General features: G+C 62.4%; 25 protein-coding genes. 12 read left to right on the forward strand and 13 right to left on the reverse strand.

The window, feature by feature from the left end:
- Positions 1 to 20: 20 nt before the first annotated feature.
- The 6 genes from A4A58_RS05055 to coaA are packed head-to-tail and all read left to right on the forward strand — an operon-like array spanning position 21 to position 4,049.
- Positions 21 to 551, forward strand: coding sequence for a DUF2628 domain-containing protein (locus A4A58_RS05055; RefSeq protein WP_068730240.1), 531 nt, complete (start codon positions 21 to 23; stop codon positions 549 to 551).
- On the forward strand, positions 548 to 1,198 hold the full coding sequence (gene hisH / locus A4A58_RS05060; RefSeq protein ID WP_068730241.1) for an imidazole glycerol phosphate synthase subunit HisH: 651 nt from the start codon (positions 548 to 550) through the stop codon (positions 1,196 to 1,198). The genes A4A58_RS05055 and hisH overlap by 4 nt, the downstream gene beginning before the upstream one ends.
- Positions 1,195 to 1,926, forward strand: coding sequence for a 1-(5-phosphoribosyl)-5-[(5-phosphoribosylamino)methylideneamino]imidazole-4-carboxamide isomerase (hisA, locus tag A4A58_RS05065; RefSeq protein WP_068730475.1), 732 nt, complete (start codon positions 1,195 to 1,197; stop codon positions 1,924 to 1,926). Before hisH ends, hisA begins: the two co-directional genes overlap by 4 nt.
- Positions 1,927 to 1,936: 10 nt before the next feature.
- The gene (gene hisF, locus A4A58_RS05070; RefSeq protein ID WP_068730242.1) at positions 1,937 to 2,698 is read left to right on the forward strand and encodes an imidazole glycerol phosphate synthase subunit HisF; all 762 of its coding nucleotides are present in this window, start codon (positions 1,937 to 1,939) and stop codon (positions 2,696 to 2,698) included.
- A gap of 48 nt (positions 2,699 to 2,746) precedes the next feature.
- Complete coding sequence (locus A4A58_RS05075) at positions 2,747 to 3,067, forward strand: phosphoribosyl-ATP diphosphatase (RefSeq protein ID WP_068730243.1); 321 nt, start codon at positions 2,747 to 2,749, stop codon at positions 3,065 to 3,067.
- 28 nt (positions 3,068 to 3,095) lie between these two features.
- On the forward strand, positions 3,096 to 4,049 hold the full coding sequence (gene coaA, locus A4A58_RS05080; RefSeq protein WP_068730244.1) for a type I pantothenate kinase: 954 nt from the start codon (positions 3,096 to 3,098) through the stop codon (positions 4,047 to 4,049).
- Between the two features lie 4 nt (positions 4,050 to 4,053).
- Here the strand turns inward: coaA and A4A58_RS05085 are convergent, their stop codons facing one another.
- The 4 genes from A4A58_RS05085 to A4A58_RS05100 form a co-directional block, all read right to left on the reverse strand.
- Positions 4,054 to 5,004: a GNAT family N-acetyltransferase gene (locus tag A4A58_RS05085; protein WP_081421741.1), complete on the reverse strand. Its 951-nt coding sequence runs from the start codon at positions 5,002 to 5,004 to the stop codon at positions 4,054 to 4,056.
- Between the two features lie 138 nt (positions 5,005 to 5,142).
- Complete coding sequence (locus A4A58_RS05090; protein ID WP_068730246.1) at positions 5,143 to 7,389, reverse strand: ATP-binding protein; 2,247 nt, start codon at positions 7,387 to 7,389, stop codon at positions 5,143 to 5,145.
- A gap of 175 nt (positions 7,390 to 7,564) precedes the next feature.
- Positions 7,565 to 8,035: a hypothetical protein gene (locus A4A58_RS05095; protein ID WP_068730247.1), complete on the reverse strand. Its 471-nt coding sequence runs from the start codon at positions 8,033 to 8,035 to the stop codon at positions 7,565 to 7,567.
- 107 nt (positions 8,036 to 8,142) lie between these two features.
- Complete coding sequence (locus A4A58_RS05100; RefSeq protein ID WP_068730248.1) at positions 8,143 to 9,681, reverse strand: YifB family Mg chelatase-like AAA ATPase; 1,539 nt, start codon at positions 9,679 to 9,681, stop codon at positions 8,143 to 8,145.
- A gap of 185 nt (positions 9,682 to 9,866) precedes the next feature.
- On the opposite strand from A4A58_RS05100, the gene A4A58_RS05105 reads away from it, so the two are divergent.
- Entirely contained in the window at positions 9,867 to 10,901 is a 1,035-nt protein-coding gene (locus tag A4A58_RS05105; RefSeq protein WP_244499665.1) for a diguanylate cyclase domain-containing protein, read from the forward strand.
- A 73-nt stretch (positions 10,902 to 10,974) separates the two neighbouring features.
- Here A4A58_RS05105 and A4A58_RS05110 read toward each other — a convergent pair whose 3' ends face one another.
- The 4 genes from A4A58_RS05110 to rsmI form a co-directional block, all read right to left on the reverse strand.
- On the reverse strand, positions 10,975 to 11,955 hold the full coding sequence (locus A4A58_RS05110) for an MBL fold metallo-hydrolase (RefSeq protein WP_068730477.1): 981 nt from the start codon (positions 11,953 to 11,955) through the stop codon (positions 10,975 to 10,977).
- A 193-nt stretch (positions 11,956 to 12,148) separates the two neighbouring features.
- Complete coding sequence (gene gshB, locus A4A58_RS05115; protein ID WP_068730249.1) at positions 12,149 to 13,090, reverse strand: glutathione synthase; 942 nt, start codon at positions 13,088 to 13,090, stop codon at positions 12,149 to 12,151.
- 36 nt (positions 13,091 to 13,126) lie between these two features.
- A complete protein-coding gene (locus tag A4A58_RS05120; protein ID WP_068730250.1) occupies positions 13,127 to 13,540 on the reverse strand; it encodes a YraN family protein in 414 nt (137 codons plus the stop codon).
- Positions 13,527 to 14,483, reverse strand: a complete 957-nt coding sequence (rsmI, locus tag A4A58_RS05125; protein ID WP_068730251.1) for a 16S rRNA (cytidine(1402)-2'-O)-methyltransferase — start codon at positions 14,481 to 14,483, stop codon at positions 13,527 to 13,529. The genes A4A58_RS05120 and rsmI overlap by 14 nt, the downstream gene beginning before the upstream one ends.
- Before the next feature lie 225 nt (positions 14,484 to 14,708).
- Between rsmI and A4A58_RS05130 the strand changes: the two genes are divergently transcribed.
- Positions 14,709 to 15,935: a penicillin-binding protein activator gene (locus A4A58_RS05130; protein WP_068730252.1), complete on the forward strand. Its 1,227-nt coding sequence runs from the start codon at positions 14,709 to 14,711 to the stop codon at positions 15,933 to 15,935.
- Positions 15,936 to 15,938: 3 nt separating this feature from the next.
- On the opposite strand, the gene hemW is transcribed toward A4A58_RS05130, so the two are convergent.
- The 3 genes from hemW to rph are packed head-to-tail and all read right to left on the reverse strand — an operon-like array spanning position 15,939 to position 18,482.
- On the reverse strand, positions 15,939 to 17,102 hold the full coding sequence (gene hemW, locus A4A58_RS05135) for a radical SAM family heme chaperone HemW (protein ID WP_068730253.1): 1,164 nt from the start codon (positions 17,100 to 17,102) through the stop codon (positions 15,939 to 15,941).
- Positions 17,089 to 17,724, reverse strand: a complete 636-nt coding sequence (rdgB, locus tag A4A58_RS05140) for an RdgB/HAM1 family non-canonical purine NTP pyrophosphatase (protein ID WP_068730254.1) — start codon at positions 17,722 to 17,724, stop codon at positions 17,089 to 17,091. The genes hemW and rdgB overlap by 14 nt, the downstream gene beginning before the upstream one ends.
- Before the next feature lie 35 nt (positions 17,725 to 17,759).
- A complete protein-coding gene (gene rph, locus A4A58_RS05145) occupies positions 17,760 to 18,482 on the reverse strand; it encodes a ribonuclease PH (RefSeq protein ID WP_068730255.1) in 723 nt (240 codons plus the stop codon).
- 153 nt (positions 18,483 to 18,635) lie between these two features.
- Here rph and hrcA point away from each other — a divergent pair, with 153 nt between their 5' ends.
- Complete coding sequence (gene hrcA, locus A4A58_RS05150) at positions 18,636 to 19,724, forward strand: heat-inducible transcriptional repressor HrcA (RefSeq protein WP_068730256.1); 1,089 nt, start codon at positions 18,636 to 18,638, stop codon at positions 19,722 to 19,724.
- 105 nt (positions 19,725 to 19,829) lie between these two features.
- A complete protein-coding gene (gene grpE / locus A4A58_RS05155; protein WP_068730257.1) occupies positions 19,830 to 20,429 on the forward strand; it encodes a nucleotide exchange factor GrpE in 600 nt (199 codons plus the stop codon).
- 54 nt (positions 20,430 to 20,483) lie between these two features.
- On the opposite strand, the gene pncA is transcribed toward grpE, so the two are convergent.
- Entirely contained in the window at positions 20,484 to 21,200 is a 717-nt protein-coding gene (gene pncA / locus A4A58_RS05160) for a bifunctional nicotinamidase/pyrazinamidase (protein WP_068730258.1), read from the reverse strand.
- Positions 21,201 to 21,378: 178 nt separating this feature from the next.
- Between pncA and A4A58_RS05165 the strand changes: the two genes are divergently transcribed.
- Positions 21,379 to 22,872, forward strand: a complete 1,494-nt coding sequence (locus A4A58_RS05165; RefSeq protein ID WP_068730259.1) for a hypothetical protein — start codon at positions 21,379 to 21,381, stop codon at positions 22,870 to 22,872.
- Positions 22,873 to 22,889: 17 nt separating this feature from the next.
- Here the strand turns inward: A4A58_RS05165 and A4A58_RS05170 are convergent, their stop codons facing one another.
- Positions 22,890 to 23,837, reverse strand: a complete 948-nt coding sequence (locus A4A58_RS05170) for a hypothetical protein (protein ID WP_068730260.1) — start codon at positions 23,835 to 23,837, stop codon at positions 22,890 to 22,892.
- Between the two features lie 380 nt (positions 23,838 to 24,217).
- Here A4A58_RS05170 and dnaK point away from each other — a divergent pair, with 380 nt between their 5' ends.
- Positions 24,218 to 26,116: a molecular chaperone DnaK gene (gene dnaK / locus A4A58_RS05175; RefSeq protein ID WP_068730261.1), complete on the forward strand. Its 1,899-nt coding sequence runs from the start codon at positions 24,218 to 24,220 to the stop codon at positions 26,114 to 26,116.
- Positions 26,117 to 26,173: the final 57 nt, after the last annotated feature.

Raw genomic sequence — 26,173 nt, forward strand, 5'->3', positions numbered from 1 at the left:
GGTTTCGGGCGGAGTTTGCCATGCCGGTCTACACAGTTCACGCACCTCGCGGTGCCGGCCCTGAGCCGTTTGCGGCAACGGACAAGTTCGAGTTCGTGCGCGATGGATTCCATTTCTGGGCGTTCGTGGCCGGCCTGATCTGGCTGATCTATCATCGGCTGTGGTGGGCGTTGCTCGGCTATGTCGTGCTGTCGATCGCAGGCGAAGTCGCGCTGTCGATGTTGAAGGTCGATATCGGCGCGCGTTTCGTCGTGATGCTGTTGTTCGCACTGCTGATGGGCTTCGAGGCTGCCAGCCTGCGCCGCTGGACCCTGTCGCGCGGCAAGTGGCGTCAGCTCGATGTGGTCGTTGCAGACAACAAGGATGCTGCCGAACGTCGCTTCTTTGATCGCTGGACCGCTCAACACAACGCCGTCAACGACCAGTGGGCGAGCGATCGCGGCGGTCCGCCGCCGACCCGTCACGTTCCCAGCCAGCCTTTCTCACGTCCGCCGTCTCCGGCGCAAAACGACATTATCGGGTTATTCCCGCAACCGGGAGTGACACGGTGAGCGTTGCCATTATCGATTACGGCTCCGGCAACCTGCACTCGGCGGCGAAGGCATTCGAGCGTGCTGCCCGCAGCATGGATGTGCCGGAGAAAATCATCGTCACGCGCGATCCCGAAGCGGTGTTTCGCGCCGATCGCATCGTGCTGCCCGGCGTCGGCGCCTTTGCGGATTGCCGCAAGGGATTGGATTCGCTGGACGGCATGGTCGAGGCGATGACCGAAGCGGTGCGCGACAAGGCGCGGCCCTTCTTCGGTATCTGCGTCGGCATGCAGCTGATGGCGACCAAGGGCAAGGAGCACGTCACGACCGACGGGCTGGGCTGGATCGCCGGCGATGTCGAGAAGATCACGCCGCGCGAAGAGAATCTGAAGATCCCGCATATGGGCTGGAACACGCTCGACATGGTGCGTGAGCACGCGGTGTTGGAGCGCCTGCCGCTCGGGCCGAAGGGCCGCCATGCCTATTTTGTACACTCCTATCACCTGAACGCGGTCAACGAGGCCGATGTATTGGCGCGCGCCGATTACGGCGGTCCCATCACCGCCATCGTCGGCAAGGACACCGCGATCGGTACGCAATTTCATCCCGAAAAGAGCCAGCGTTTCGGACTGGCTCTGATTTCGAACTTTCTGAAGTGGAAGCCGTGATTCTCTTTCCCGCCATCGATCTGAAAAACGGCCAGTGCGTTCGCCTCGAGCAGGGCGACATGGCGCGTGCGACTGTGTTCAACCTCGATCCCGCAGCACAGGCGCGCGACTTCGAAACCCAGGGCTTCGAATATCTGCATGTCGTCGATCTCGATGGCGCCTTTGCCGGTAAGCCGGTGAATGCGCAGGCTGTGGAGTCGATGCTCGCTACCATCAAGATGCCAGTGCAGCTAGGCGGCGGCATTCGTGATCTCAAGACGGTGGAAGCCTGGCTTTCCAAAGGTATCACCCGCGTCATCATCGGCACGGCTGCGGTGCGCGATCCAGCTCTGGTGAAGGAAGCCGCGAAGAAATTCCCCGGCAAGGTCGCCGTCGGCCTCGATGCGCGCGACGGCAAGGTCGCCGTTGAAGGCTGGGCCGAGACTTCGACCGTCACCGCGCTCGAAATCGCGCAGCGTTTCGAGGATGCCGGTGTTGCCGCCATCATCTTCACCGATATCGCGCGCGATGGCCTGCTCAAGGGTATCAATTGGGATGCGACGATTGCGCTGGCCGATTCGATTTCAATTCCGGTGATCGCCTCGGGCGGCCTCGCCTCCATCGATGATATCAAGGCCATGCTTGAGCCACGCGCTGCGAAGCTCGAAGGCGCGATCTCCGGCCGTGCGCTGTATGACGGGCGGATTGATCCGGCCGAGGCGCTGAAGCTCATCAAGCAGGCGGCATAAGGACCGAACCATGTTCAAAGTCCGCGTCATCCCCTGCCTCGATGTCAAGGATGGACGCGTGGTGAAGGGCGTCAATTTCGTCGACCTGCGCGATGCCGGCGATCCCGTAGAGGCTGCGATCGCCTATGACGCCGCTGGTGCCGACGAGCTCACTTTCCTCGATATCAACGCTACCCACGAAAACCGCGGCACCATGATGGACGTAGTCCGTCGTACCGCCGAAGCCTGCTTCATGCCGCTCACCGTCGGCGGTGGCGTGCGTACGGTGGACGATATCAAGACGCTGCTGCGCGCCGGTGCCGACAAGGTCTCGATCAATTCGGCCGCAGTAGCCAATCGCCAGTTCGTCAAGGAAGCCGCCGAGAAGTTCGGCGACCAGTGCATCGTAGTGGCGATCGACGCCAAACGGTCCGGCTCGCGCTGGGAGATATTTACCCATGGCGGCCGCAAGTCGACCGGCATCGATGCCATCGAATTCGCCCAGGAAGTCGTTTCATTGGGCGCCGGTGAAATCCTGCTGACGTCGATGGATCGCGACGGCACCCGCTCCGGCTTCGATATCGAACTGACCCGGGCCATCGCCGACAGCGTCGGCGTACCGGTGATCGCCTCGGGCGGCGTCGGTAATCTCGATCATCTGGTCGAAGGTATCAGGAGCGGCCACGCCACCGCGGTGCTGGCGGCCTCGATTTTTCACTTCGGGGAATTTACCATTCGCGAGGCCAAGGAGCATATGGTCCGGGCCGGACTGCCGATGCGGCTCGACCCCTAGGTCAATCTCTGGCAGGAGTCCGCGCTGCCCAGCCAACAAGGCGCCGAAATGGCTTTTACGCTTCACGATCTCGCCGACACCATCGACGCCCGCGCGGCGGCGGGTGGCGACGCGTCCTATACCCGCAAGCTGCTCGATAAAGGCGCCGAGCATTGCGCCAAGAAATTCGGCGAGGAAGCGGTCGAGACCGTGATTGCGGCGGTCGAGAACGATCGCACCAATCTGATCAATGAAAGTGCTGACCTGCTGTTTCATCTGCTGGTGCTACTGAAGGCGCGCGGCGTGACGATTCAGGAAGTTGAGATGGCGCTCGGTCAGCGCACGTCGCAATCCGGACTGCAAGAGAAAGCTTCGCGCAAGAGCGAGTAACAGCGTCGATCACAACGGGGACCGCTTCATGGATATGCGGGCAGACCAACAATACAATCCCTATCGGAATTTCTCGCGGGAACAGTGGGCCAAGCTGCGCGACGATACGCCGATGACGCTGGAGGCCGGCGAGATCGCCGCCCTGCGCTCGATGTATGATCGCCTCGACCTGCGCGAGGTGGAAGAGATTTATCTGCCACTGTCGCGCCTGCTCTCGATCTATGTCACGGCGACACAACGTCTGTATTACGCGCAGCGCAAATTCCTCGGCATCGAGGATCGCAAGATGCCCTATATCATCGGCGTCGCCGGGTCGGTGGCGGTCGGCAAGTCGACCACCGCCCGCGTGCTGCAGGCACTGCTCGCAAGATGGTCGCCGCGGCCCAAGGTCGATCTCGTCACCACCGACGGTTTTCTGTATCCGAATGCGGTGCTCGAGCGCGACGGCATCATGCAGAAGAAGGGCTTTCCCGAAAGCTACGATCTGCCGACACTGCTACAGTTTCTCAGTGACATCAAAGCCGGCCGCAATGCCGTCCGCGCGCCTGTGTATTCGCATCTCACTTACGACGTGGTTCCAAACAAGTGGGTCGAGGTCGATCAGCCCGACATCCTGATCGTCGAAGGCGTCAATGTGCTACAGACCGGCCGCCTGCCGCGCGACGGCAAGGCGGTGCCTGTGGTCTCCGACTTCTTTGACTTCTCCGTCTATATCGACGCCGATGAGCCGGTACTGCGCGACTGGTATGTGAGACGATTTCTGGCGCTGCGCGACACGGCATTCCACGATCCGCGATCGTATTTCAATCGCTACGCATTGCTGTCGGATGAAGAAGCCACGGCGACGGCGCTGGCGATCTGGGAGCGTACCAATCTCGCCAATCTCGAAGACAATATCCTGCCGACGCGGCCACGTGCCACGCTGATCCTGAAGAAGGGTGCGGATCACGTGGTGGAAAACGTCGCGTTGCGTCGCCTCTAAGCGATTACGCCGCGTGGCGTGAGGCGTCCGTGCTGAAATGCTCGATATAGCGTGCGCCGATCGAGGTCACCGGCATCACGATCAGAACGTCGGTGGTGCCGAACTGATGATCGATCACGGCGCCGTCGCCGATCATGGCGCCGATCCGTAGATAGCCTTTGATCAGCGGCGGTAGCGCACGAAGCGCCGCCTTGGTGTCGATGGCATCCGCGGCCATCCGGTTCATCTCGACATAGCGCGACGGATGCGCGCGGGCGCGCCAGGCCTCGGGGGCACGCGCATTGTGGTGCAGGAACGACAGCGGCAGCGCGAGGCGATCCGGATCGGTGCCTTCAAAGCTGGCGCAGCCGATCATGACGTCGAACTTGTTCTGCCGCACGTAGCTCCAGATGCCCTGCCACAGCAATTCGACGGTACGCTTGTTGCGGTAGCGCGGCAGCACGCAGGAGCGACCGAGTTCGAGAAACCGCAGACCCTCATGGCGCTCGATCATCCCCGACAGATCGAATTCGCTGTCGGTATAGAATCCGCCATTCTGCATGGCCGCCTCATGGCGTAGCAGGCGATAGGTGCCGACCACCGGCTGTTTCCCGGACAACGTAGGCTTGGCATCGTGATCGACGACGAGAAGGTGATCGCAGATCTTGTCGAATGCATCCTTGTCGCGGCGTGCCAGCATGGTGGCGGCGTCGGCGATCGCGGTGCCGTTCTTGTAGAATACCTTGTAGCGCAGACGCTGCGCGCGCTTCACGTCGCGCTTGTCCTGCGCGAGGCGAACTTCGAGCGGACCCATCCGGCCCAGAGAAGTCGTGGCGACCGGAATGCCGTTGGCGGGATGGAGATGCAGCGGCGGCTTGAACCAGGTGATCGCCGTTTGCGCAGCGGCGCTCATGTTCTGGGGCCGCAACATCTGCATGAAACCCTGCTTCGGTCGCACCAGTTCGTTGCCGTGCATGGCCATCCCCAACTCAATCGCCTTGTGCCGCAGGCATTACGCGAATCATCGATGCGGCTTATCCGCACCAGACATCACGGGCGCTCAACAGCCGTGTGACGGGCGTGTTGCGGGGGTGTGACAGCGAAGGTGGAGCTGCTAGGCGGCGACGTGCCGAGTCTTGGCGAGTCCCTTGAGGGCTTCGGCGAGCTTGTCGCGGTCCAGCGGCTTCATCAGGAAGCCGTCCATGCCGGCTTCGAAACAGGCGTAGCGATCTTCGACCAGTGCATTCGCTGTGAGGGCCAGGATCGGGGTGCGCCTGACGCGTTGGCCGGCCTCGCGTGCGCGAATGCGTTTGGTGACCTCGATGCCGTCGAGCTTCGGCATCTGGATGTCCATCAGGACGAGGTCATAGGGCGTGCCGGCGGAGTCGGAGGTGAGCCAGGATTCCAGCGCCTCATCGCCATTGGTGGTCACGACGGGCTTGTGGCCCAGTCGCGTCAGCAGCGAGCGCATCAGTAGCGCGTTGATCTCATTGTCTTCGGCGACCAGGATCGAGAGGCTGGATGCCATCGCCTCCGTTGGTTCAGGTGTGGCCGGATCGCGATCCAACGGATCATCGGCGGCGATCGTCGGTGAATCCGTCTGCAATGTCAGGCGCGCGGCGAGCGAGGTCGCACGCAGCGGCTTCACCAGATAGCCGGTGAACGCACTCGGCGTTGCGGGCTGCAGCTCATGACGCATCGCCGGCGTGAACAGCACGATCCGTCGCAGCGCGTGCGGAATTGCAGCGTTCGCAAGCTGCTCGGCAGCGTCAGCACCAAGGGCGCGATCGATCATGACGGCATGCCACGACCGTTCGGGTAGCAGTGCTTGCGCGACGGCAATATCGGACACGGTGCAAGTCTGTGCCCCCCAGCGCCCGAGCCGCAGGGCCATCAGCGAGGCTTCGATGGTCTGCGGCGCCACCAGCATCACCGAAAGGCTGGTGAGATCGGGTGCCATGAAAGTCGCGGTGCCGCTGTCGGATGCGGCGAGCGGGACTGACACTTCGAATGTCGAGCCGGCACCAAGCTCGCTCTGCAGCGTGATGCGGCCGTTCATGCGCTTGATGATGCGCTCGCTGATGCTGAGGCCGAGGCCAGTTCCGCCATAGTGGCGCGCAGTGCCCTCGTCTGCCTGTTCGAACTCGCGGAAGATGCGCTGCTGCGCATCCGGCGCGATGCCGATACCGGTGTCGCGTACCAGGAAAGAGATTTCGTTCGGCCAGATGCCGGGCTCGACGATCAGCGCTACGCCGCCTGCCGCCGTGAACTTGATGGCATTGCCGGCGAGATTGAGCAGCACCTGGCGCAGGCGCGCCGCATCGCCCATCACTGTCAGCGGCAGTCGCTCGTCGACATAGGCCGCGATTTCGAGATTGCGGGCCTGCGCACGCGGCGCCAGCAATTCGGTGATGTCCTCGATCAATCCGGCTAGTGCAAAGGGGCGATGTTCCAGATCGATCTTGCCGGCCTCAATCTTGGAGTAATCCAGCAGCTCCTCGATCAGCGACAGCAGCGCATCGCCGGAGGTCTTCACGGCCTTGGCGTAAGTGGTCTGTTCGGGTGTCAGCGGCGTATCGAGCAGCAAGCCGCTCATGCCGAGAATGCCGTTCAGTGGCGTGCGGATTTCATGCGACGCCATCGCAAGGAACCGCGACTTGGCGCGGTTGGCGGCATTGGCGTGGTCGCGCGCTTCACCGAGGGCGCGCTCGGTCTGGGTGCGGTCGGTGACATCGCGGCCGACGCATTGCAATTCGGCGGGCTGGCCGGCATCGATCCGCACCAGACCTTCGCGCCAGGCAATCCAGCGCGGGCCGGTGGCGGTCGCAATCTTCTGATCGTGCATGCTGGTGCCGTTGGGCTCGTTGGCGATGTCGCCCTGCTCCAACAGCGTGAGTTCGAAGCGGCTGCCGATCAATGCTTCGCGCGATTGTTCCGCCAGTGCGCAATAGGCATCGTTGACGAAGGTGATGCAGCCTTCGCTGTTGCGGATCACGATCAGGTCGCCTTGCGCTTCGAACAGGCTGCGCGCGCGTTCTTCGGCTTCCTTCAACTCCCAGTTCCGGTCGACCAGAGCTTCGTTATGCGCAGCCAGTTTGCGCATCCGCCTGCCCATGAAGCGCATACGGATGCTCATGGTGGCCAAGGCGACGCAGGCCAGCGCGAACAGGAAGCTGGCACCGATCGCAAAAGCATGCGGATCGTAACCGGAGTCTTTGGAGGTCGAACCGGAGATGAAGCCATAGGCGCCACCGAAGGCAGCCGAGAACATCACGAAGGAGCGGATGACGAAAGCAAACCACGGAAAACGGCGCGCGAAGCGGCGGAAGTAGACCTTGATCCGGAAAACGCCCTTCGCCACAGATCAGCACTCCGGCTTGGTCACATCATGGCTCGCGCTTGCACGCGAATACAGGCCGCGATCAGGCGATCGCAGATGTTGGAGACAATGCGGGTATGTTGTTGCCAAGTGCTTGCACGGTGGCAGTTTTGAGTTTGCCCGCGCAGACATGGTTGATGAAGCGTTAATCCTCTTTTTAGAGGCTGGCCGCCGCCATCCGTGCCGGGCTGCGGCTGTGGGCGCTGACGATCAGCGCTGCGGCATCGCGCGGCGTGAAGCTGCGTGACTTCACGAAGATCCGGTAGTCGGCGCCGCCCTGTTCCGACAGATAGATGATGGGCTCTGACGTTGCCGATGTGTCGGCAATGCCGATGAAACGCGTCGCAGCGGTGACGGGACAGGCATCGGGTTCCGCTGCATCGACATCATCGAGCACGACAAAGTCGGCACTCTCGGCGTTGTCGACGATCTGCACACGGACGGTCGCCTGCAGGGGATCGTTGGTGAAGCTGACATGCGATTGCGCCTGCCAGAGCATGGTGGCGATCTGCACGGTGGTCTCACCGGTGGAGATGCAGGGATGCGTGCCGACCACGAGATCGCCACGGGCGAGAAAGGCTGCCAGCGCCAGGGGAATCGTCGAGGCTAAGATCTTGAAACGCAGCATGACACGGTACTCGCCCTGGCCCCGTAACGCGGGGTTATGGTGAGCAGAGCGTAAACAAAACTCGTTACTATCACGTTGACGTTCACATCAGGGGCGTTGCCGGAAATTCACGCCGCGCGGCGAACGTCCTCCGCCAGCGCGCGGTAAGACAACGCCTCGGCCAGATGCAGCCGCCCGATTTTCTCGGCGCCGTCGAGATCCGCCAGCGTCCGCGCCACGCGCAGCACGCGGTGATAGCCGCGCGCGGTCAGCCGCATGGTCTCGGCGGCATCGCGCAACAATGTCAGCCCCTGCGCATCCGGCTGCGCAACCGTTTCCAGCACAGAGGCGGGCGCGGAGGCATTGGTATGTGTGCCCGGCAATCCCGCCGCAGCATAACGCATGGTCTGCAGATCGCGCGCGGCGGCGACACGCGCCGCGACCTCGGCAGAGCCCTCGGAAGGTGGCGGCAGAATGAGATCCGCTGCGGTCACCGCGGGCACTTCGATGCGCAGATCGATGCGATCCATCAAGGGGCCCGAGATACGCGCCTGATAATCGGAGGTGCAGCGATCGATACGGCCACGCTTGCAGGAGAAGCCCGGCTCGAAAGCGTGACCGCAGCGGCATGGATTCATCGCGGCAACCAGCATGAAGCGCGCCGGATAGGTAACGCGATGATTGGCACGCGACACCGCCACCTCGCCATTCTCCAGCGGCGCGCGCAGCGAATCCAGCACGCGCGGATCGAACTCGGGCAGTTCATCGAGAAACAGAACGCCCTGATGCGCCAGCGAAATCTCGCCCGGCCGCGCGCGCAAACCGCCGCCGGTGAGGGCTGCCATGCTTGCCGAATGATGCGGGGCGCGGAACGGCCGGCGTGCGGTGAGCGCACCGTCCTTGATCTCGCCGGCCACCGACGCGATCATCGAGACTTCGAGGAGTTCCGCCGGCGACAGCGGCGGCAGGATCGATGGCAGCCGTGCCGCCAGCATCGATTTGCCGGAACCTGGCGATCCCGCCATCAATAGATGATGGCCGCCGGCGGCAGCGATCTCCAGCGCACGCTTGGCGCTTTCCTGTCCCTTGATGTCGCGCAGATCCAGCAGCGTTTCCTCACGTGCATGTATCTTCGGCTGCGGCCGCGACAGAACCTGCGTGCCCTTGAAGTGATTGGCGATCTGGATCAGCGATGTTGCGGCAATGATCTGAATATCGGGACTGGCCCAGGCCGCCTCTGCCCCGCAAGCTGCCGGACAGATCAATCCCTCGTCGCGTGCATTGGCACCGATGGCAGCGGGCAGCACGCCGGCGACTGCAGCGATCGAGCCATCGAGACCGAGTTCGCCGAGCACGGTGAAGCCCGTCAATGCATCCGGCGGAATCGCGCCGATCGCGGCCATCAATCCGAGCGCGATCGGCAGATCGTAATGGCTGCCTTCCTTCGGTAAGTCAGCCGGCGCGAGATTGACGATGATGCGCCGCGCCGGCAGCGCCAGACCCGAGGCGACCAGCGCCGCACGGACCCGTTCGCGCGCTTCGGACACCGCCTTGTCGGGAAGGCCGACGATCAGGAAATTCGGTAGGCCGGGCACGACCTGGACCTGCACGTCGACCGCGCGGGCCTCGATCCCCTCAAAGGCTACGGTGGAAACGCGTTGAACCATGCCGCCCTCATTCGGGATGGGAGCGTAACTTAAGGTTGCTTCTAAGGCAAGAACAATCAGTGAACGAATGTAGTGGTAAAGCGCGTTGGTTTTGGCTGAAGTCGGCCACCGGCGTAGGAAATCTTAAACACGTCATGCAAAACATCCTATCAAGAGCTCCGAGACGAAGACCGGGTGCCCGCAGAATGTCAGATCGCTTGTCGATGCCGCCAGACGCTCCGGATGACGCCGACCTGATCGCCGCGCTGAAGGCGCAGATCGAAGCCCAGCAAGCCATCATCGACGAACAGGCTGCTTTGCTGGCACATAGCCGGAAGATCTTCGATCGCTCCTCGGCCGTCGCGCGAATCGGCGTCTGGGAATGTGACCTATCCGATGAATCGCTGATCTGGACCGATGTTGTCTATGACATCTTCGATCTGCCGCGGGGCTCGACGCCAATTCGCGGACAGGCGCTCGCTTGCTATCCCGAGGAATCCGTCAGGGAACTGACGAAGCGGCGCAACAAGGCCATCGAGGATCGCACGGGCTTCAGTCTCGATGCGGAGATCATCACCTTCAAGGGCAACCGGCGCTGGATCAGGATCACGGCCACAGTCGAGTCGGTCGATGGCGTTGCCGTCCGCATCTTCGGGATGAAGCAGGACATTACCGAGGAAAAGATTCTCGCTGACCGCAACCGCTATCTCGCCGAATTCGATACGCTGACCGGGCTCGCCAATCGCGGCCAGTTTCAAACCAAGCTGTCGCTGTTCGATGCGGCATCGACCAGCAAGGCAAAGCCGTTCGGCGCGCTGCTATTGATCGACCTCGATGAATTCAAGCCGGTCAATGACTGCTTCGGCCATGCCGCCGGCGACGCCTGCCTGACCGTCGTCGCAAATCGAATCCGCAACATCTGCGCCGGCGCGGAACTGGTGGCGCGCCTTGGCGGTGATGAGTTCGCCGTTCTGCTGGGGCCTCACGCGCAATTCGAGGAAGCCTCCGAAACCGCGCGGGCCATCGTCACGCAGCTAGGCCTGCCGATCGATCATCGCGGGCAACAGTTATGGGTTGGCGCATCGGTCGGCATCGCACTGGCCGATAACTGCACGTCATCGCAATTGGCAGCCATGGCCGACTCGGCGCTCTATGCGGCGAAGGATGCCGGACGTGGCACGTTCCGGATCTATAAACGCGGCGTGGAAAAGCGCACAAGAGACAGCTCATCTGCGGCGTGACGATAGATTCGCTGCGGAATTCCTGTGGCGGCTGCTGTCTCAAGCTCGCCGCAGGAAAGTCGCAGGATTTCCGCTAGAGATTCATCACCATCGGCTCGGCGATATAGCGGAAGCCGTCGCCTGATTTCACCACATGGCCATAGCCTGGCCAGGCAAAGTGATAGGACATCACTGCGGTCTTATTGGCCGCGAGCATGTCGAGCATCTTTACCCGCGTCGCCGCCGCCATCTTCGGATCGGAGTCATAGGCGAACTCCATGCGTGGCTTCTCCAGCAACAGCACCTGATGATGGGTGAGGTCGCCGAGGAACGCGAAGGACTTTCCGTCCGACTGGATCATGAACATGTGGTGGCCGAACGTATGGCCGGGCGCATGCATGGCGGTGACACCGGGCAGGAACTCCTGGCCGTCCTTGAAGAATACCAGGCGATCCTTCACCGGCATCAGGTTCTTGCGGGCATGAACGATGAAGTCCTTGAGCGGCGAGCCGAGCTTGCCTTCGTCGGTCCAGAACTTGAAGTCTTCCTCGCTGAGATAGACCTGCGCATTGGGAAACAGCGGCTTGTCATTGGCATCGACGATGCCGCCGATATGATCGATATGGGCGTGCGAACACACCACGGCATCGATGTCGCCCGGCTTGATGCCGGCCTCGGCCATGCTCTTCTGCAGGCGACCTGCGGTGTTGCCGAATAGCTGCGATGTGCCCATGCCGGTGTCGAACAGGATCAGTCTGTCGCCCATGTTGACGATTGGCGCGTTCTGTTCGAGCACAACATTGCTGCTGCTGAGGAAATTATCCGTCAGCATCTTCTGCACGTCTTCCTTGGGTACGCCGACGAATGTGCCGGAGGGATCGCCGAGCGGCAAAGGTCCGTCGGAGACAACGGTGACTTCCGCGCTGCCCAGCATGAAACGGTGGAAGTAGGGCGCTTGTGTGCCGAGCTTTGGTGCCTTGGCCGATGCGCTGCCGATGAGGCCGGGAGCGAGGAGATTAGCGCCCAACCCTGCACCGAGCGAGAGCAGGGACCTTCGCGAAACTTCTGAAGTCATGCGTTTCTCCACTGATATGCTTTTGCTTGCCGCCAAATGTGGCGGGCCGTCCGATTGGTCGGGCGTGCATCAACATGCTGCCCTTGCCCTCAATGACTGGCAAGCAAAAGCAGCGGGTGAAGAATTGCGATGAATGGAATTCAAACTGCTGCGTCAAGTATTGACGCAGCGCAGCGAGTGAAGCGAGCGGAGTTTACTTCCGCTTCGCTTCGATCACGTCCCAGACGCGCGCCGCGACATCCGGTCCGCCAAGCTTGGCGATGGCGCGAATGCCCGTGGGCGACGTCACGTTGATCTCGGTGAGATTGCCATCGATCACGTCGATGCCGACGAACAGCAAACCGAGATCACGCAGCGCCGGTCCGACACGTTCGCAGATTTCGCGCTCACGCGGCGAGAGTTCGGTGGCCTTGGCGGCGCCGCCACGCACCATGTTGGAGCGCAGGTCATCTTCTGCCGGCACGCGGTTCACGGCACCGGCGAATTCGCCGTCTATCAGGATGATGCGCTTGTCGCCATGTTTCACTTCGGGAAGAAAACGCTGGATGACCCACTGCTCCTTGAAGGTCACGGAGAACAGATCGTAGAGCGAACCGAAATTCATGTCCTGCGGCAGCACGCGAAACACGGCTGCGCCGCCATGGCCATGCAGCGGCTTCATCACCACCGCGCCATGTTCGGCACGAAATGCATTGATCTCGTCTTTGTCGCGCGAGATCAGCGTCGGCGGCATTAGATCCGAGAAGCCCATCACGAAAATCTTCTCCGGCGCGTTGCGCACGGAAGCCGGGTCATTGATCACCAGCGTCTTCGGATGGATGCGCTCCAGAAGATGCGTCGAGGTGATGTAAGCGAGATCGAATGGCGGGTCCTGGCGCAGCAGCACCACGTCAAAGGATTCCATATTGGTGCGGGTGGGTTCGCCGAGGGTGAAATAATCGCCCTCGATATCGCGCACTGACAGCGATTGCACCGGCGCCACCACGTAATTGCCGCGCAGTGAGAGCTTGTCTGGCGTGTAATAGGACAGTTTGTGGCCACGCTTCTGGGCTTCCAGCAGCATCGCGAAGGTCGAGTCGCCCTTGTGATTGATGCGCGCAATGGGGTCCATCTGGACGGCGACGTTCAAGGTCATGCTGGGGTCCGGAATTGTGGTCGGGAAGGCGAAAACTCAGGTACTGGCGTCGAATGCCGCTAACAGATGGCGTGGCAAATGTCTTGGCGCAATCAGCACGACGTCGAAACGCAGGTCGAATTCCGCATGTTCGGGATGCGCCATCAGCCAGGCCTGGGCGGCATCCATGATCCGGGCCTGCTGGCGTGGCGTCACCGCATAGGCGGCCTCGTCCAGGCTGGCGCGGGCCTTCACTTCGATAAAGGCGATCAGGCTGCGCTTCCTGGCAACGATGTCGATCTCGCCGTGGGGCGTGCGAAAGCGGCGGGCGAGGATACGGTAGCCCTTGGCCAGTAACAAAGCGGCAGCGCGGCTTTCGGCGGAGAGGCCGGTATTGAACGCGGCGACGCGCTCCGGCGCAGCCGGTCTGGCTGCGAGCTTCGATGCGGAGACTTTCTCAGTCTTCGCCATCGCCGGAGTCCCTGTGAATCTCCTTGGCCAGCTCCAGTGCGCGGGCATAGACGGCGCGGCGCGGGCGGCCGGACAGCTCAACGGCATGCGCCACGGCGTCCTTGACGCTGTCGCGCTGCAGCGAGCTGCGCAGCAGTGCATCGAGATCGCCTTCGGTCATGGCCTGCGCATCCGCAGCCGGTGGCCCGATCACCAGCACGAATTCGCCGCGGGTCTCCAGCCCATCGGCCTCTTTGGCCAGGTCGGCAATCGCTCCGCGATTGACCTCTTCATGCATCTTGGTGAGTTCGCGGCAGATCGCCGCATCGCGGTTGCCCATGATGTCTGCGAGATCGGCCAACGTGTCCTGCACGCGGTTGCCGGACTCGAACATCACCAGCGTGGCATCGATGGCAGCCAACTCCGTCAGGCGTGACCGGCGCGCCATCTGCCGCGATGGCAGAAAACCCTCGAAGAAGAAACGGTCAGTGGGTAAGGCTGACACGGCCAAAGCAGCGAGCACCGAGGATGGGCCTGGCAGAGAGATCACACCAAAGCCGGCGGCAGTCACTTCGCGCACCAGCTTGAAGCCGGGATCGGAAATCAACGGCGTGCCCGCATCCGACACCAGCGCGATGGACGCGCCCTGTGCCAGCTTTTCGAGAATCTTCGGTCGCGCCTGTTCGGCGTTGTGCTCGTGATACTGCTTGAGCGTACCGGAGATCCCGTAGCGCTCGGTCAGCCGGCGCGTAATGCGCGTGTCTTCACAGGCGATGATATCGACCCCCGCCAGGGTCTCCAGCGCGCGCAGGGTGATGTCGCCGAGGTTGCCGATCGGCGTGGCCACAAGATGCAGCCCCGGGACAGCTTTCGGTGCCATGAGCAAATGGCCCGAGACCGTGAAGGTCCGGGCCGATGGCGCCGCGGCGTCCGCAGGCGATGAGGAAAGGGGTGTTGCGCGCATGGCGACAATGTAGAGCGAATTGCGCCAAAGGGGGACAGCCGTTTTTCAGACGTTTGGCTGTGGTTCATTCCCGTCATGCTAATCCGGCCGCGGTGACGGGGTATGCCCAACATAAAGCTTTTGTTTTGGTTAACTTATCGCCGACAATATGTCTGAATCCGCGCCTCACACTATATAGCGGGTGACGAGGCGGGCCGATGTGATGCGGCCGAAAGAAGAGAAGTGATGGCGGATCCGTTCGACCCCAAATCCGGGACCAAGGGCGCGACTTCGGGCGCAACACGGCGGACGGCTGTCGGCCTGCTGCTGGGTACGCCGCTGCTCGGGGCCTGCGCGGGTGTGCAATCGACGCTGACCAACGCCTTCGGCACCGGACCGGCGGCGCCGTCGGGACCTCCCGCGGGGCCGGCGCAGCAGTCGCAAGCCATCGGCACCGGCGGCACGAAAGTCGGACTGATCCTGCCGCTGTCGGCTTCGGGCAATGCCGGCGTCGCCGCGCAGTCGATGAAGAACGCCGCCGAAATGGCGCTCGCCGAATTCCAGAATCCCAGCATTCAACTGCTGATCAAGGACGACAATGGCAGCGCGCAGGGCGCGCAGCAGGCCGCCCAACAGGCGCTCGATGAAGGATCCGAAATCATTCTCGGACCGTTGTTCGCGCTGTCAGTGCCGGCCACCGCGCAGCTCACGCGCGCCCGCAATGTGCCGGTGATTGCGTTCTCGACCGATTCGAGTGTCGCGGGCCGCGGTGTGTATCTGCTCAGCTTCCTGCCTGAGTCAGACGTCAATCGCATCGTCGATTACGCCGCGGGCACGGGCAAACGCTCCTTTGCGGCGATGCTGCCCGAGAATGCCTATGGCAATGTCGTTGAGGTCGCTTTCAAGCAGGCCGTCGCGCGCAAGGGCGGCCGCGTCGTCGCTTTTGAGCGCTATGGCGCGGATCGCTCCAGCGCAGCACGCAACATTGCCGCATCGCTCACCGGCGCCGACGCGTTGTTCATTGCTGATGATGGCGACGCGGTTGTCGCAACGGCCGATGCCTTGACTGCGGCGGGTGCCAATCTGCGCAATGTGCAATTGCTCGGCACGGGCCTGTGGGACAATCCGCGCGTCTTCAACAGCGCGGCCTTGCAGGGCGGGCTCTATGCCGCGCCGGATCCTGCAGGGTTTCGTGCCTTTGCGGGCCGTTATCGCGCGAAATATGGCGGCGATCCCGTGCGTACCGCGACGCTTGCTTACGATGCAGTGGCGCTGGTCGCCGCTTTGGCGCGCACCCAGGGCGGACAGCGCTTCGCACCTGAAACGCTCACCAATCCATCCGGCTTTGCCGGCATCGATGGCCTGTTCCGTTTCCGCAGCGATGGCGGCAACGATCGCGGCCTCGCCGTGATGAAGGTCGCGTCGGGTGGCGGTCAGCCGGTGGCGGGCTCGCCGAAGAGTTTTGGGGCGTAGCGCTTAAGCCGCCAGATCGGCCACGACCGCATCGAGCACCGGGAAGCCCTCCTGCGTCACGCGCAGGCGGCCATTCGCTTCGACGACGATCGCGCCTTCTTCGCGTAGAATGGCGATACGGTTCTCATCCAGCGCGCGGCCGGACAGCATCTGATAGCGCACGGGATCGATGCCTTCGGCGAGGCGCAGGCCCATCAGCAGATATTCGTCGGCGCGTTCTTCGCTGTTGAGCAGTTCATCGGATATCACGCCGTGGCCGTTGTCTTCCACGCGCATCACCCAGGCTTCCGGCCGCTTTTCGGTGGCGATGGCATGTCTGACACCGTCGATATCGAGGCGGCCATGGGCGCCCGGGCCGATGCCGGCATATTCCTGGCCGCGCCAATAGACGAGGTTGTGTTTGCACTCCGCGCCGGGGCGGGCGTGATTTGAAATCTCGTAGAACGGCAGACCCTGCTGCGCGCAGACCTCCTGCGTCACATCATAAAGCGTTCGCGCAAGGCTTTCGTCGGGTGTCTTGAGTTTGCCAGCGGCGTGCAATCCGAAGAACGGGGTGCCTTCCTCGATGGTCAACTGATACAGTGACAGATGTTCTGCGGCTTCCGAGATCGCGAGCTTGAGTTCGTCGGTCCACATCTGCGGGGTCTGGTCGGGGCGCGCATAGATCAGATCGAATGAATAGCGATCGAACGCGCTGCGTGCGATGGCGACGGCATCGAGCGCCTCGCGCGCGCTATGCAACCGCCCCAGTGATTTCAGCGACGCATCGTCGAGCGCCTGCACGCCGAGCGATACGCGGTTGACGCCGGCCTCGCGATAGCCGTGAAAGCGTGTCGCATCGACGGAGGTCGGATTGGCTTCGAGGGAGACTTCGACGTCGGAGGCGACGTTCCAGTATTTGCCGATCGAATCCAGAATTGCGCCGACGGTCTGCGGCTGCATCAGCGACGGCGTGCCGCCGCCGAGAAAGATCGACGTCACAGTGCGGCCCGGGGTGCGGGCTGCCGTGGTTTCGATCTCGCGCGCGAAAGCGCGCGCGAAACGCACTTCATCGACGGCGTGATGACGGACATGGCTGTTGAAGTCGCAATACGGGCACTTCGACAGGCAGAACGGCCAGTGCACATAGACGCCGAACGCGTCCTGCCGTGCGTCAGCGGGGTTCAAGGCAGATCTCCGCGAGCTTCACGAATGCCCTGGCGCGATGCGACAAGCCTTCGCCGAGTGGCGGCAGGCCATGCTTCTCGACCGCGGTCATCTCGCCATATGTGCGAGCGTGACCATCGGGCAGAAACGTCGGATCGTAGCCGAAGCCGGCGGTGCCGCGGGGTGGCCAGACCAGCGTGCCATGGGCATGGGCTTCGACTTCCTCGAGATGACCGTCGGGCCACGCCACGCACAGCGCCGAGACGAAATGCGCGGTGCGCTTGTCAGGCGAGGTCGCGCCGCGCTCTTGCAACAAACGCTCGATGCGCGTCATTGCGCCGGTGAAGTCCTTGGACTCGCCGGCCCAGCGCGCCGAGAGGATGCCGGGCGCGCCGTCGAGGGCATCGACGACGAGGCCGGAATCATCTGCGAAAGCTGGTAATTGTGCGACATTGGCTGCGGCAATCGCCTTGATCGCGGCATTGGCCTTGAATGTGTTGCCGGTCTCGTCGGGTTCGGCGAGACCGAGCTCGCCGGCCGATACTGCTTCGATGCCGTAGGCGGCCAGGAGATCGCGCATCTCGGCAAGCTTGCCGGGATTGTGGGTGGCGATGACGAGCTTCCCAGTGATTCGACGGTGCATGGTGGGAGTCTACGCCTGCTTGATGACTTGCGGAATCACGCGATGGCCATTTTCTGCAGTTCGACGAGGCGTCCGACGCCCTTCTGCGCCAAGGCCATCAGCTTCAGGAACTCGTCTTGCGTGAATGGCGTCTTCTCGGCGGTGCCCTGCACCTCGATGATGCGGCCGTCGCCGGTCATCACGAAATTGGCGTCGGTGTCGGCTTCGGAATCTTCGGCATAATCGAGATCGAGCACTGGGGTGTCCTGATAGATGCCGCAGGAAATCGCCGCGATATTGTCGCGCAGCACATTGCCGCCGCCGTTCTTGAACATGTTGCGGTTCTTCATCCACGAGATGCAGTCGGCCAGCGCAACCCATGCGCCGGTGATCGACGCCGTGCGGGTGCCGCCATCGGCCTGGATCACGTCGCAGTCGATGGTGATCTGACGTTCGCCGAGGGCTTCCAAATCGACGGCAGCGCGGAGCGAGCGGCCGATCAGGCGCTGGATCTCGACGGTGCGGCCGCCCTGTTTGCCGGATGCGGCTTCGCGGCGGGTGCGTTCCAGCGTGGCGCGTGGCAGCATGCCGTATTCGGCGGTGACCCAGCCGCGGCCCTGGCCCTTGAGCCATGGCGGCAGGCGCTCTTCCAGCGTGGCGGTCACGAGCACGTGGGTGTCGCCGAATTTCACCATGCAGGAGCCTTCGGCATACTTGACCACACCGCGTTCCAGCGACACGGCGCGCAGTTCATCGGGCGCACGACGGCTTGGCCGCATGAGAAAATCCTTCCAAATGTCCAGAGAAAGCCTGTTCGCGGTGCTTTTAGGGGGCACGGAGCGCAGCGGCAAGGGCAGGGCAGGTTCCACGCACGCAATGGTGCTTGTATCCGGGGGCTCGGGGCGACAGATTAGGTCCTCAAGGAGTACCCTGTGGCCCACCACGATCCGATCGGCCTGATTTCGCCGCATGCCGGGCTCGCCCAGCTCAATGAGCGATCGCGTGAGATCTTCCGGCAGATCGTCGAGAGCTATCTCGCCACCGGCGAACCGGTTGGTTCGCGCAATATTTCGCGCCTAATCACGGTTCCGCTGTCGCCGGCCTCGGTCCGCAACGTCATGTCGGACCTGGAGCAGCTCGGCCTGATCTATGCACCGCATACGTCTGCAGGACGGCTGCCAACCGAACTCGGACTGCGGTTTTTTGTCGATGCCTTGATGCAGGTCGGTGATCTCACTGAGCCGGAGCGGCAGTCGATCCAGCAGCAACTGTCTTCGGTGGGGCGCTCGCAGACGGTGGAGGCGGCGCTCGGCGAGGCGCTTACGCAGCTGTCCGGGCTGACCCGCGCGGCGGCGGTGGTTCTGACCGCCAAGTCCAATGTGCGGCTGAAACACATCGAATTCGTCCGTCTGGAGCCCGAAAAGGCGCTGGTCGTGCTGGTCGCCGAGGATGGCCAGGTCGAAAACCGCGTGCTGACCTTGCCGCCCGGCGTGCCGTCGTCGGCGCTGAACGAGGCGTCGAACTTCCTCAATGCCCGGATACGCGGCCGTACGCTGGCCGAGGCCCGGCTGGAGCTGGAAACGGCGCTGACCCAGAACCAGATCGAGCTCGATCAGCTGACCCAGAAGGTGATTGCCGCCGGCATTGCCAGCTGGTCGGGTGGCGAGAAGGATGATCGGCAGCTGATCGTGCGCGGCCAGGCCAATCTGCTCGAGGATCTCCATGCGCTGGAGGACCTGGAGCGCGTTCGCCTCCTGTTCGACGATCTCGAAGCCAAGCGCGAGGTGATCGACCTTCTCGGTCGGGCGGAGACGGCCGAAGGTGTCCGCATCTTCATCGGCTCGGAAAACAAACTGTTCTCGCTGTCCGGCTCGTCCACGATCATTGCGCCTTATAGCGATGGCGCCGGCCATATTGTCGGCGTTCTCGGTGTCATCGGCCCGACCCGACTGAACTATGCGCGGGTGATCCCGATGGTAGATTACGCGGCGCGCATCGTCAGCCGCATGCTCGGTGGCTGACAGATCGGTCGAATCCGGCCGGTTGCGCTTGATTTTCGGCGCTCAAACCCCGATATCCCGCTCAGCAATCCCACCATTTTGGCGTGTTTTTGAGAAGGCAGCGTGATGACTAATTCCAATGGGCAGAACGACAATCAGGACAAGACGGCAGCGGCCGCCGATCCGGTGGTCTCCAAGCCCTACATCATGCCGGACGATCCGGAACCGAATTCGGTCGAGGCCCTTACCAAGGAAGCAGCGGAATCGCGCGACAAGATGCTGCGCACGCTGGCGGAGATGGAAAATCTGCGCAAGCGGACCCAGAAGGAAGTCGCCGACGGCCGTACTTATGCGATCGCCAATTTCGCGCGCGAGGTGCTCGATATCGCCGACAGTCTGCAGCGCGCCCTCGATGCCGTGCCTGCCGACACCAAAGCCGCCGCCGATCCGGGCCTGAAGGCGCTGCTCGAAGGCGTGGAACTCACCGAGCGCTCGCTGCTCAACACGCTGGAAAAGAACGGCGTGAAGAAGTTCGACCCGTCGGGCGAGAAATTCGATCCGAATTTCCAGCAGGCGATGTACGAAGTGCCCGATGCTTCCGTGCCTGCGGGCACCGTCGTTCAGGTCGTGCAGGCCGGTTATACCATTGGCGAGCGCGTGTTGCGCCCGGCGCTGGTCGGTGTCTCGAAGGGCGGCGCCAAGGCTGCACCTGTAGCGTCGGAGTAAAGCTGCGTAGTAAGAGCTGAATCGCCCGGTCAAGCCGGGCGATGACAGCGAGAGTTAAGCTGCCAGATCGCCCGACTGGATCCGCTTCACGCCGGCCTTGTTCATGTCGGCCCAGGCCTTGGCCAGTGAGCCCTGCGTATCGATGCCGCGGCAGGCATCTTCGATCACATAGACATCGAAACCTGCTTTTCGCGCATCGAGGGCGGACCACGCGACACAGAAATCTGTGGCGAGACCGGCGATGAACACGCGCTGCAATTTACGGGCTTTCAGATAGGCGGCAAGACCGGTCGTGGTCTTCCCGTCAGCCTCGGTAAACGCCGAATAGCTGTCGACGTCCTTGTTGAAGCCTTTGCGCAGGATCAGCTCGGTATGCGGGATAGCGAGATCCTTCGAGAGGGCGGCTCCGTCAGTGCCCTGCACGCAGTGATCCGGCCACAGCACCTGCTTGCCGTATTTCACCTCAAGGGTCTCAAACGGCTTCTTGCCGCTATGGCTGGACGCGAATGAGATATGGCCCGGTGTGTGCCAGTCCTGCGTCATCACCACGTCGGCGAATTTCTTGGCGATGCCGTTGATGACCGGGACGACCTTGTCGCCGTCCTTCACCGCGAGACTACCGCCCGGCAGGAAGCAGTTCTGCACATCGATCACCAGCAGTACCGATGTGCGATCGAGGCTGACCTTGCCGGCGGCCGATAGCGCTTTGGGAGCTAAACTTGCCATGGCGATGGTCCCCAGTCCCGTGAGAATCTGACGTCTGTCGAGCATCGCGAAATCTCCCGTATCGATCCAGCCAGCAAATCAGGTCGGTGGCCGAAGGTAAAGACGGATCGCGCGTCGCAACAACCTGCGGAATTGCGCAACAGCTTGTTAAAGGATGGCATTTTAGTCTCGCGGCGCGCAGCGGACCAATATCATGACCGTAAACACTGCCGGATCCCGCCCCATGCAGGGACATCCGGCGATTGCCGTTTCGACGCTCACAAGGCTGTTGCCATGGCTCGCGATGGCGGCACTCTTTGCCGTGGCGATCGTGTTACGGCACGTGCTGGCTGCGAATACGGATATTAGCTGGCTGCTGACCGCAGGCGAGCGTGTGCGCGATGGCCAGCGCCTCTATGTCGATGTCATCGAGACCAATCCGCCGATTTCCGTGCTGGCCTATATGCCGGGAATCGTCATTGCCCGGGCGCTCGGACTGGCTGCGGAAACCGTCGTCGATGCCCTGGTCTTCACGGGAATTTTCGTCTCGCTGTTATTGAGCGCCCGCATCCTGACGCAGGCTTCGGTCGTGGATCGTGCGCATCGCTGGCCGCTAGCGCTGCTGGCATTTTCCGTATTGGCCATCCTGCCGACCGAAACATTCGGCCAGCGCGAGCATATCGCGGTGATGGCGCTGTTGCCGTTTCTGGCGGTGACGGCGGCACGGATGAAGGGCAATGCACCGTCATCGACCATGGCTGTCATCTCAGGCATCGGCGTGGCCATCGCGCTATCGTTCAAACCGTATTTCGCCATTGCCTTACTAGGCGCGCTGCAGGTGATGGCTATCTTTACGCGCGGCTCATGGCGCGTGGTGCTGACGTTGGAATGCCTCTCCGGAGCGATTGCGCTGGTGCTCTACGTGGCCGTCATCGCGGTGGTGTTTCCGGAATTCCTGATGGTGATCGGCCCGCTCGTTCGCGACGTCTATCTTCAGGTTCAGCAACCTTTCATGACGCTGCTGGAAAAGCCGGCTGTGGTGCTGTGGGCCACCGGCCTGCTCGCGGCTGTCGTGCTCAAGCGACGCAGCGTCGATGGTCCATTCGTTCTGCTGCTGGCCACATCGGCCGGCTTTGCCGCCGGATTCATTCTGCAGGGCAAAGGCTGGCCCTATCATTCATACCCCATGATCGCACTGGCATTGCTGACACTTGGCTATGCGCGGATGGCTTATGTTCCCATCACCGGAGCGGATCGTCTGCTCGGCATCGGTGCAGTCGTTCTGCTCGCGATGCTGTTCATGCGCTCCATGCTGTGGTTCGACACGGCGTTCGATGCCCGCCCGTTGCAGGAGCGAGTCGAGCAACTGGGGCAGCGTCCCGTCATTCTCGCCATTTCGGCCGAGCCGGGGATCGGGCATCCGCTCGTGCGTGCGGTTGGCGGCACATGGGTGTCACGGCAACAGGGATTGTGGGTCGCTGCCTATCAGAATGTCTTGCGCTCAAGGGGTGGGGTGACACCTGCGCAGGACCGACTGCTAGATGATTACGCGGCACGCGAGCGCGCGATGCTGGTCGAGGATATCAAAAAACGGCCGCCGACTTTGGTGCTTGTGGACGACCTCACCGGCAATGGGTCGGAATGGTTGAAAGCGCACCCCGACATTGCTGATTTGTTGAAGGATTTCCGCCCCATGGAGACCATCAACAAGGTCACGCTGATGACGCGAAATCCTTGAGACCGTGACAGCTGGCGTCAGCGCGGCTCGATACCGTCGCGCACGGCACGGAAGCGCGGAAATGCCTTGGCCCAATCGTCGCGCGGTGCGCTGGCAATAATGCGCATGGTGACCTTGCCACCGCCAAAGCGCAGCCACTGCACCACGCTGACCGGCGTGTTGTTCTTGCCGCTGACGGCATCGATGCGGGTCTCCCAGCCGGCCATGCCGTCGATCCGCTGCGGCTCCGACATGGTGATGCGGCCCTCGCGCAAACCTGGAATCGCGCCTGCGGCCTGCTGGGCAAACCGGCCGCGGTCGTCGGGTTTTTCCGGCGCCGAGGCGAGGCTGCCGATCACCATGAAAGGACTTGTCTCGATGCTGTTCTCGTCAGTCGAGTCGGCCAGCAGCAAGGCCGCGCCAGGCGCCAGCGTGCGGACGGTCTTGAAATTGCTCATTTCGGCGACCTTGAACGGCATCAGGCCGAGCTGTTCGTCGAGCGGCACTTCCTTGCGCACGACGACGGACGAGAACATCTGGCGCACCGCGTCGTCGGTGTAGATCTTCTGGGCATTTTCAGGGACCTGCACGGCCACATAGCCGGAGAAAGTCCCGCCGCCGCCGACGATCATCGAATAACGTCTGACATTGCCTGTAGCATCCTTGGCATTCTCGATCGTGTAGAAGGCTTTCCCGGCTGTGGTCTCGATGCTCTCCGGCTTCGCTACCATGCCCGCCGGATTGGCCTTGAACGCAGTCTCGACCTCGTTGAAGGCCGCGGCCGGCAGTTCGGTCATGAGCACTTTGACGCCCTGATCGGAGGTCTCGAAGCCGACAAAGGTCTTTGCCGGGGCGAGGCCGACCAGCGGGGCGAGACCCACGCGGACACCCGGCGCGAAGATGGGGTCAGCCGCGAAAGCGGGGCGGTGGGCGACCGAAATGGCCGTCAGCATGGTCAAAGCGAACAGGGGCGCAGCATGTTTCATGAAAAATCTACTGGGTTTGCATTGAGGCTGTTCGATGGTGCGGGGCTCCGGGCTTGGCCGCCGCGCGGCCGACCGGAAAGGGCTTTCACGGTTGCCCTGTTCCGCCAACAGATCAAGCCATAAATCCGTTCCCGGCGCCGTCCGCGCCCATCCGTCGCGTATTGGCGAAACAACCGCCAAGGGTCTGTTTCACCAAATATTAATTTCGCGCACCGGTCGTGTTTTCATGGGTCCGGAGTGTGCCAGATGCCTTGCGGCCACCACCCCCCCTCCTATATGAGGCCTACCGTCGCAATATCGCGAATAGTTGATGTTTGGGGGTTGGGAGCGGGGTGCCGTCAGGGCCCAGCCAACCTGCCGCAGAAAAAGGATATGAGAGCATGGGAAAGGTCATCGGTATCGACCTCGGTACGACGAATTCCTGCGTCGCCGTCATGGATGGCAAAACGCCGAAGGTCATCGAGAACGCAGAAGGCATGCGGACCACGCCGTCCATCGTGGCTTTTACCGATGATGGCGAGCGCCTCGTCGGCCAGCCGGCCAAGCGCCAGGCAGTTACCAATCCCGAGCGCACCATTTTCGCGGTGAAGCGCCTGATCGGCCGCCGCTATGACGATCCGACCGTCGAGAAGGACAAGAAGCTCGTCCCCTACAAGATTGCCAAGGGTGGCAATGGCGACGCCTGGGTCGAAGTCGACGGTAAAACCTATTCGCCCTCGCAGATCTCCGCCTTCACGCTGCAGAAGATGAAGGAGACCGCGGAGGCTCACCTCGGCCAGAAGGTCGAGCAGGCCGTCATCACCGTGCCCGCCTACTTCAACGACGCCCAGCGTCAGGCCACCAAGGATGCTGGCAAGATCGCTGGCCTCGAAGTGCTGCGCATCATCAACGAGCCGACTGCAGCTGCGCTCGCTTACGGCCTCGACAAGTCGAAGTCCGGCACCATCGCGGTGTACGACCTCGGCGGCGGCACCTTCGACGTCTCGATCCTCGAGATTGGCGATGGCGTGTTCGAAGTGAAGTCCACCAACGGCGATACGTTCCTCGGCGGTGAAGACTTCGACATGCGTCTGGTCGGCTACCTCGCCGACGAGTTCAAGAAAGAACAGGGCATCGACCTGCGCAACGACAAGCTGGCTCTGCAGCGTCTGAAGGAAGCTGCCGAAAAGGCGAAGATCGAACTGTCGTCGACGACCCAGACCGAAATCAACCTGCCGTTCATCACGGCGGATGCCTCCGGTCCGAAGCATCTGACGCTGAAGCTGACTCGCGCCAAGTTCGAAGCGCTGGTCGACGATCTCGTGCAGAAGACCATCGAGCCTTGCCGCAAGGCGCTCAAGGATGCGGGCCTCACCGCCGGTGAAATCGGCGAAGTGGTTCTGGTCGGCGGCATGATCCGCATGCCCAAGATCCAGGAAGTCGTGAAGCAGTTCTTCGGCAAGGAGCCCCACAAGGGCGTCAACCCGGACGAAGTCGTGGCCATCGGCGCCGCCATTCAGGCCGGCGTGCTGCAGGGCGACGTTAAGGACGTGCTGCTGCTCGACGTGACCCCGCTGTCGCTGGGCATCGAGACGCTGGGTGGCGTGTTCACCCGCATCATCGAGCGCAACACGACGATCCCGACCAAGAAGAGCCAGGTGTTCTCGACGGCCGAGGACAACCAGAACGCCGTCACCATCCGGGTTTTCCAGGGTGAGCGCGAAATGGCGGCCGACAACAAGCCGCTCGGCCAGTTCGACTTGATGGGCATTCCGCCGGCTCCGCGCGGCATGCCGCAGGTAGAGGTGACCTTCGACATCGACGCCAACGGCATCGTCAACGTGTCGGCGAAGGACAAGGCGACCAACAAGGAACAGCAGATCCGGATCCAGGCATCCGGCGGTCTGTCCGAGTCCGACATCCAGAAGATGGTCAAGGACGCCGAAGCCAACGCTGCCGAGGACAAGAAGCGTCGTGAAGCTGTCGATGCCAAGAACCACGGCGATGCCCTCGTGCATTCGACTGAGAAGGCTCTCGGCGAGCATGGCGACAAGGTAGGTGAGACCGAGCGCCGCGCGATCGAGGATGCCATGAGCGACCTGAAGGAAGCTCTGAAGGGTGATGATGCCGAGGCGATCAAGGCCAAGACCAACACGCTGGCGCAAGCTTCGATGAAGCTCGGCGAAGCGATGTACACCCAGCAGGCCGAGGCTGACGCCAAGCGCGATGCCGAGAAGGATGACGTGGTCGACGCCGAATTCACGGAAGTCGACGACGACAAGCCGAAGAAGTCGGCCTGATAGGCGAGCGGAACGATGACCCTCATCCTGAGTAGCGCGGTGCGCGTCTCGAAGGAT

The sequence above is a fragment of the Tardiphaga robiniae genome (genome assembly GCF_001618955.1).
GTDB lineage: Bacteria > Pseudomonadota > Alphaproteobacteria > Rhizobiales > Xanthobacteraceae > Tardiphaga > Tardiphaga robiniae_A.

Coding starts and splice junctions, on each gene's coding strand:
- A4A58_RS05055 (WP_068730240.1), top strand. CDS start 21: ATGCCGGTCTACACAGTTCACGCACCTCGCGGTGCCGGCCCTGAGCCG.
- hisF (WP_068730242.1), top strand. CDS start 1,937: ATGTTCAAAGTCCGCGTCATCCCCTGCCTCGATGTCAAGGATGGACGC.
- A4A58_RS05075 (WP_068730243.1), top strand. CDS start 2,747: ATGGCTTTTACGCTTCACGATCTCGCCGACACCATCGACGCCCGCGCG.
- coaA (WP_068730244.1), top strand. CDS start 3,096: ATGGATATGCGGGCAGACCAACAATACAATCCCTATCGGAATTTCTCG.
- A4A58_RS05085 (WP_081421741.1), bottom strand. CDS start 5,004: ATGCACGGCAACGAACTGGTGCGACCGAAGCAGGGTTTCATGCAGATG.
- A4A58_RS05095 (WP_068730247.1), bottom strand. CDS start 8,035: ATGCTGCGTTTCAAGATCTTAGCCTCGACGATTCCCCTGGCGCTGGCA.
- A4A58_RS05100 (WP_068730248.1), bottom strand. CDS start 9,681: ATGGTTCAACGCGTTTCCACCGTAGCCTTTGAGGGGATCGAGGCCCGC.
- A4A58_RS05105 (WP_244499665.1), top strand. CDS start 9,867: ATGTCAGATCGCTTGTCGATGCCGCCAGACGCTCCGGATGACGCCGAC.
- A4A58_RS05110 (WP_068730477.1), bottom strand. CDS start 11,955: ATGACTTCAGAAGTTTCGCGAAGGTCCCTGCTCTCGCTCGGTGCAGGG.
- gshB (WP_068730249.1), bottom strand. CDS start 13,090: ATGACCTTGAACGTCGCCGTCCAGATGGACCCCATTGCGCGCATCAAT.
- A4A58_RS05120 (WP_068730250.1), bottom strand. CDS start 13,540: ATGGCGAAGACTGAGAAAGTCTCCGCATCGAAGCTCGCAGCCAGACCG.
- rsmI (WP_068730251.1), bottom strand. CDS start 14,483: ATGCGCGCAACACCCCTTTCCTCATCGCCTGCGGACGCCGCGGCGCCA.
- A4A58_RS05130 (WP_068730252.1), top strand. CDS start 14,709: ATGGCGGATCCGTTCGACCCCAAATCCGGGACCAAGGGCGCGACTTCG.
- rdgB (WP_068730254.1), bottom strand. CDS start 17,724: ATGCACCGTCGAATCACTGGGAAGCTCGTCATCGCCACCCACAATCCC.
- rph (WP_068730255.1), bottom strand. CDS start 18,482: ATGCGGCCAAGCCGTCGTGCGCCCGATGAACTGCGCGCCGTGTCGCTG.
- grpE (WP_068730257.1), top strand. CDS start 19,830: ATGACTAATTCCAATGGGCAGAACGACAATCAGGACAAGACGGCAGCG.
- pncA (WP_068730258.1), bottom strand. CDS start 21,200: ATGCTCGACAGACGTCAGATTCTCACGGGACTGGGGACCATCGCCATG.
- A4A58_RS05165 (WP_068730259.1), top strand. CDS start 21,379: ATGCAGGGACATCCGGCGATTGCCGTTTCGACGCTCACAAGGCTGTTG.
- A4A58_RS05170 (WP_068730260.1), bottom strand. CDS start 23,837: ATGAAACATGCTGCGCCCCTGTTCGCTTTGACCATGCTGACGGCCATT.
- dnaK (WP_068730261.1), top strand. CDS start 24,218: ATGGGAAAGGTCATCGGTATCGACCTCGGTACGACGAATTCCTGCGTC.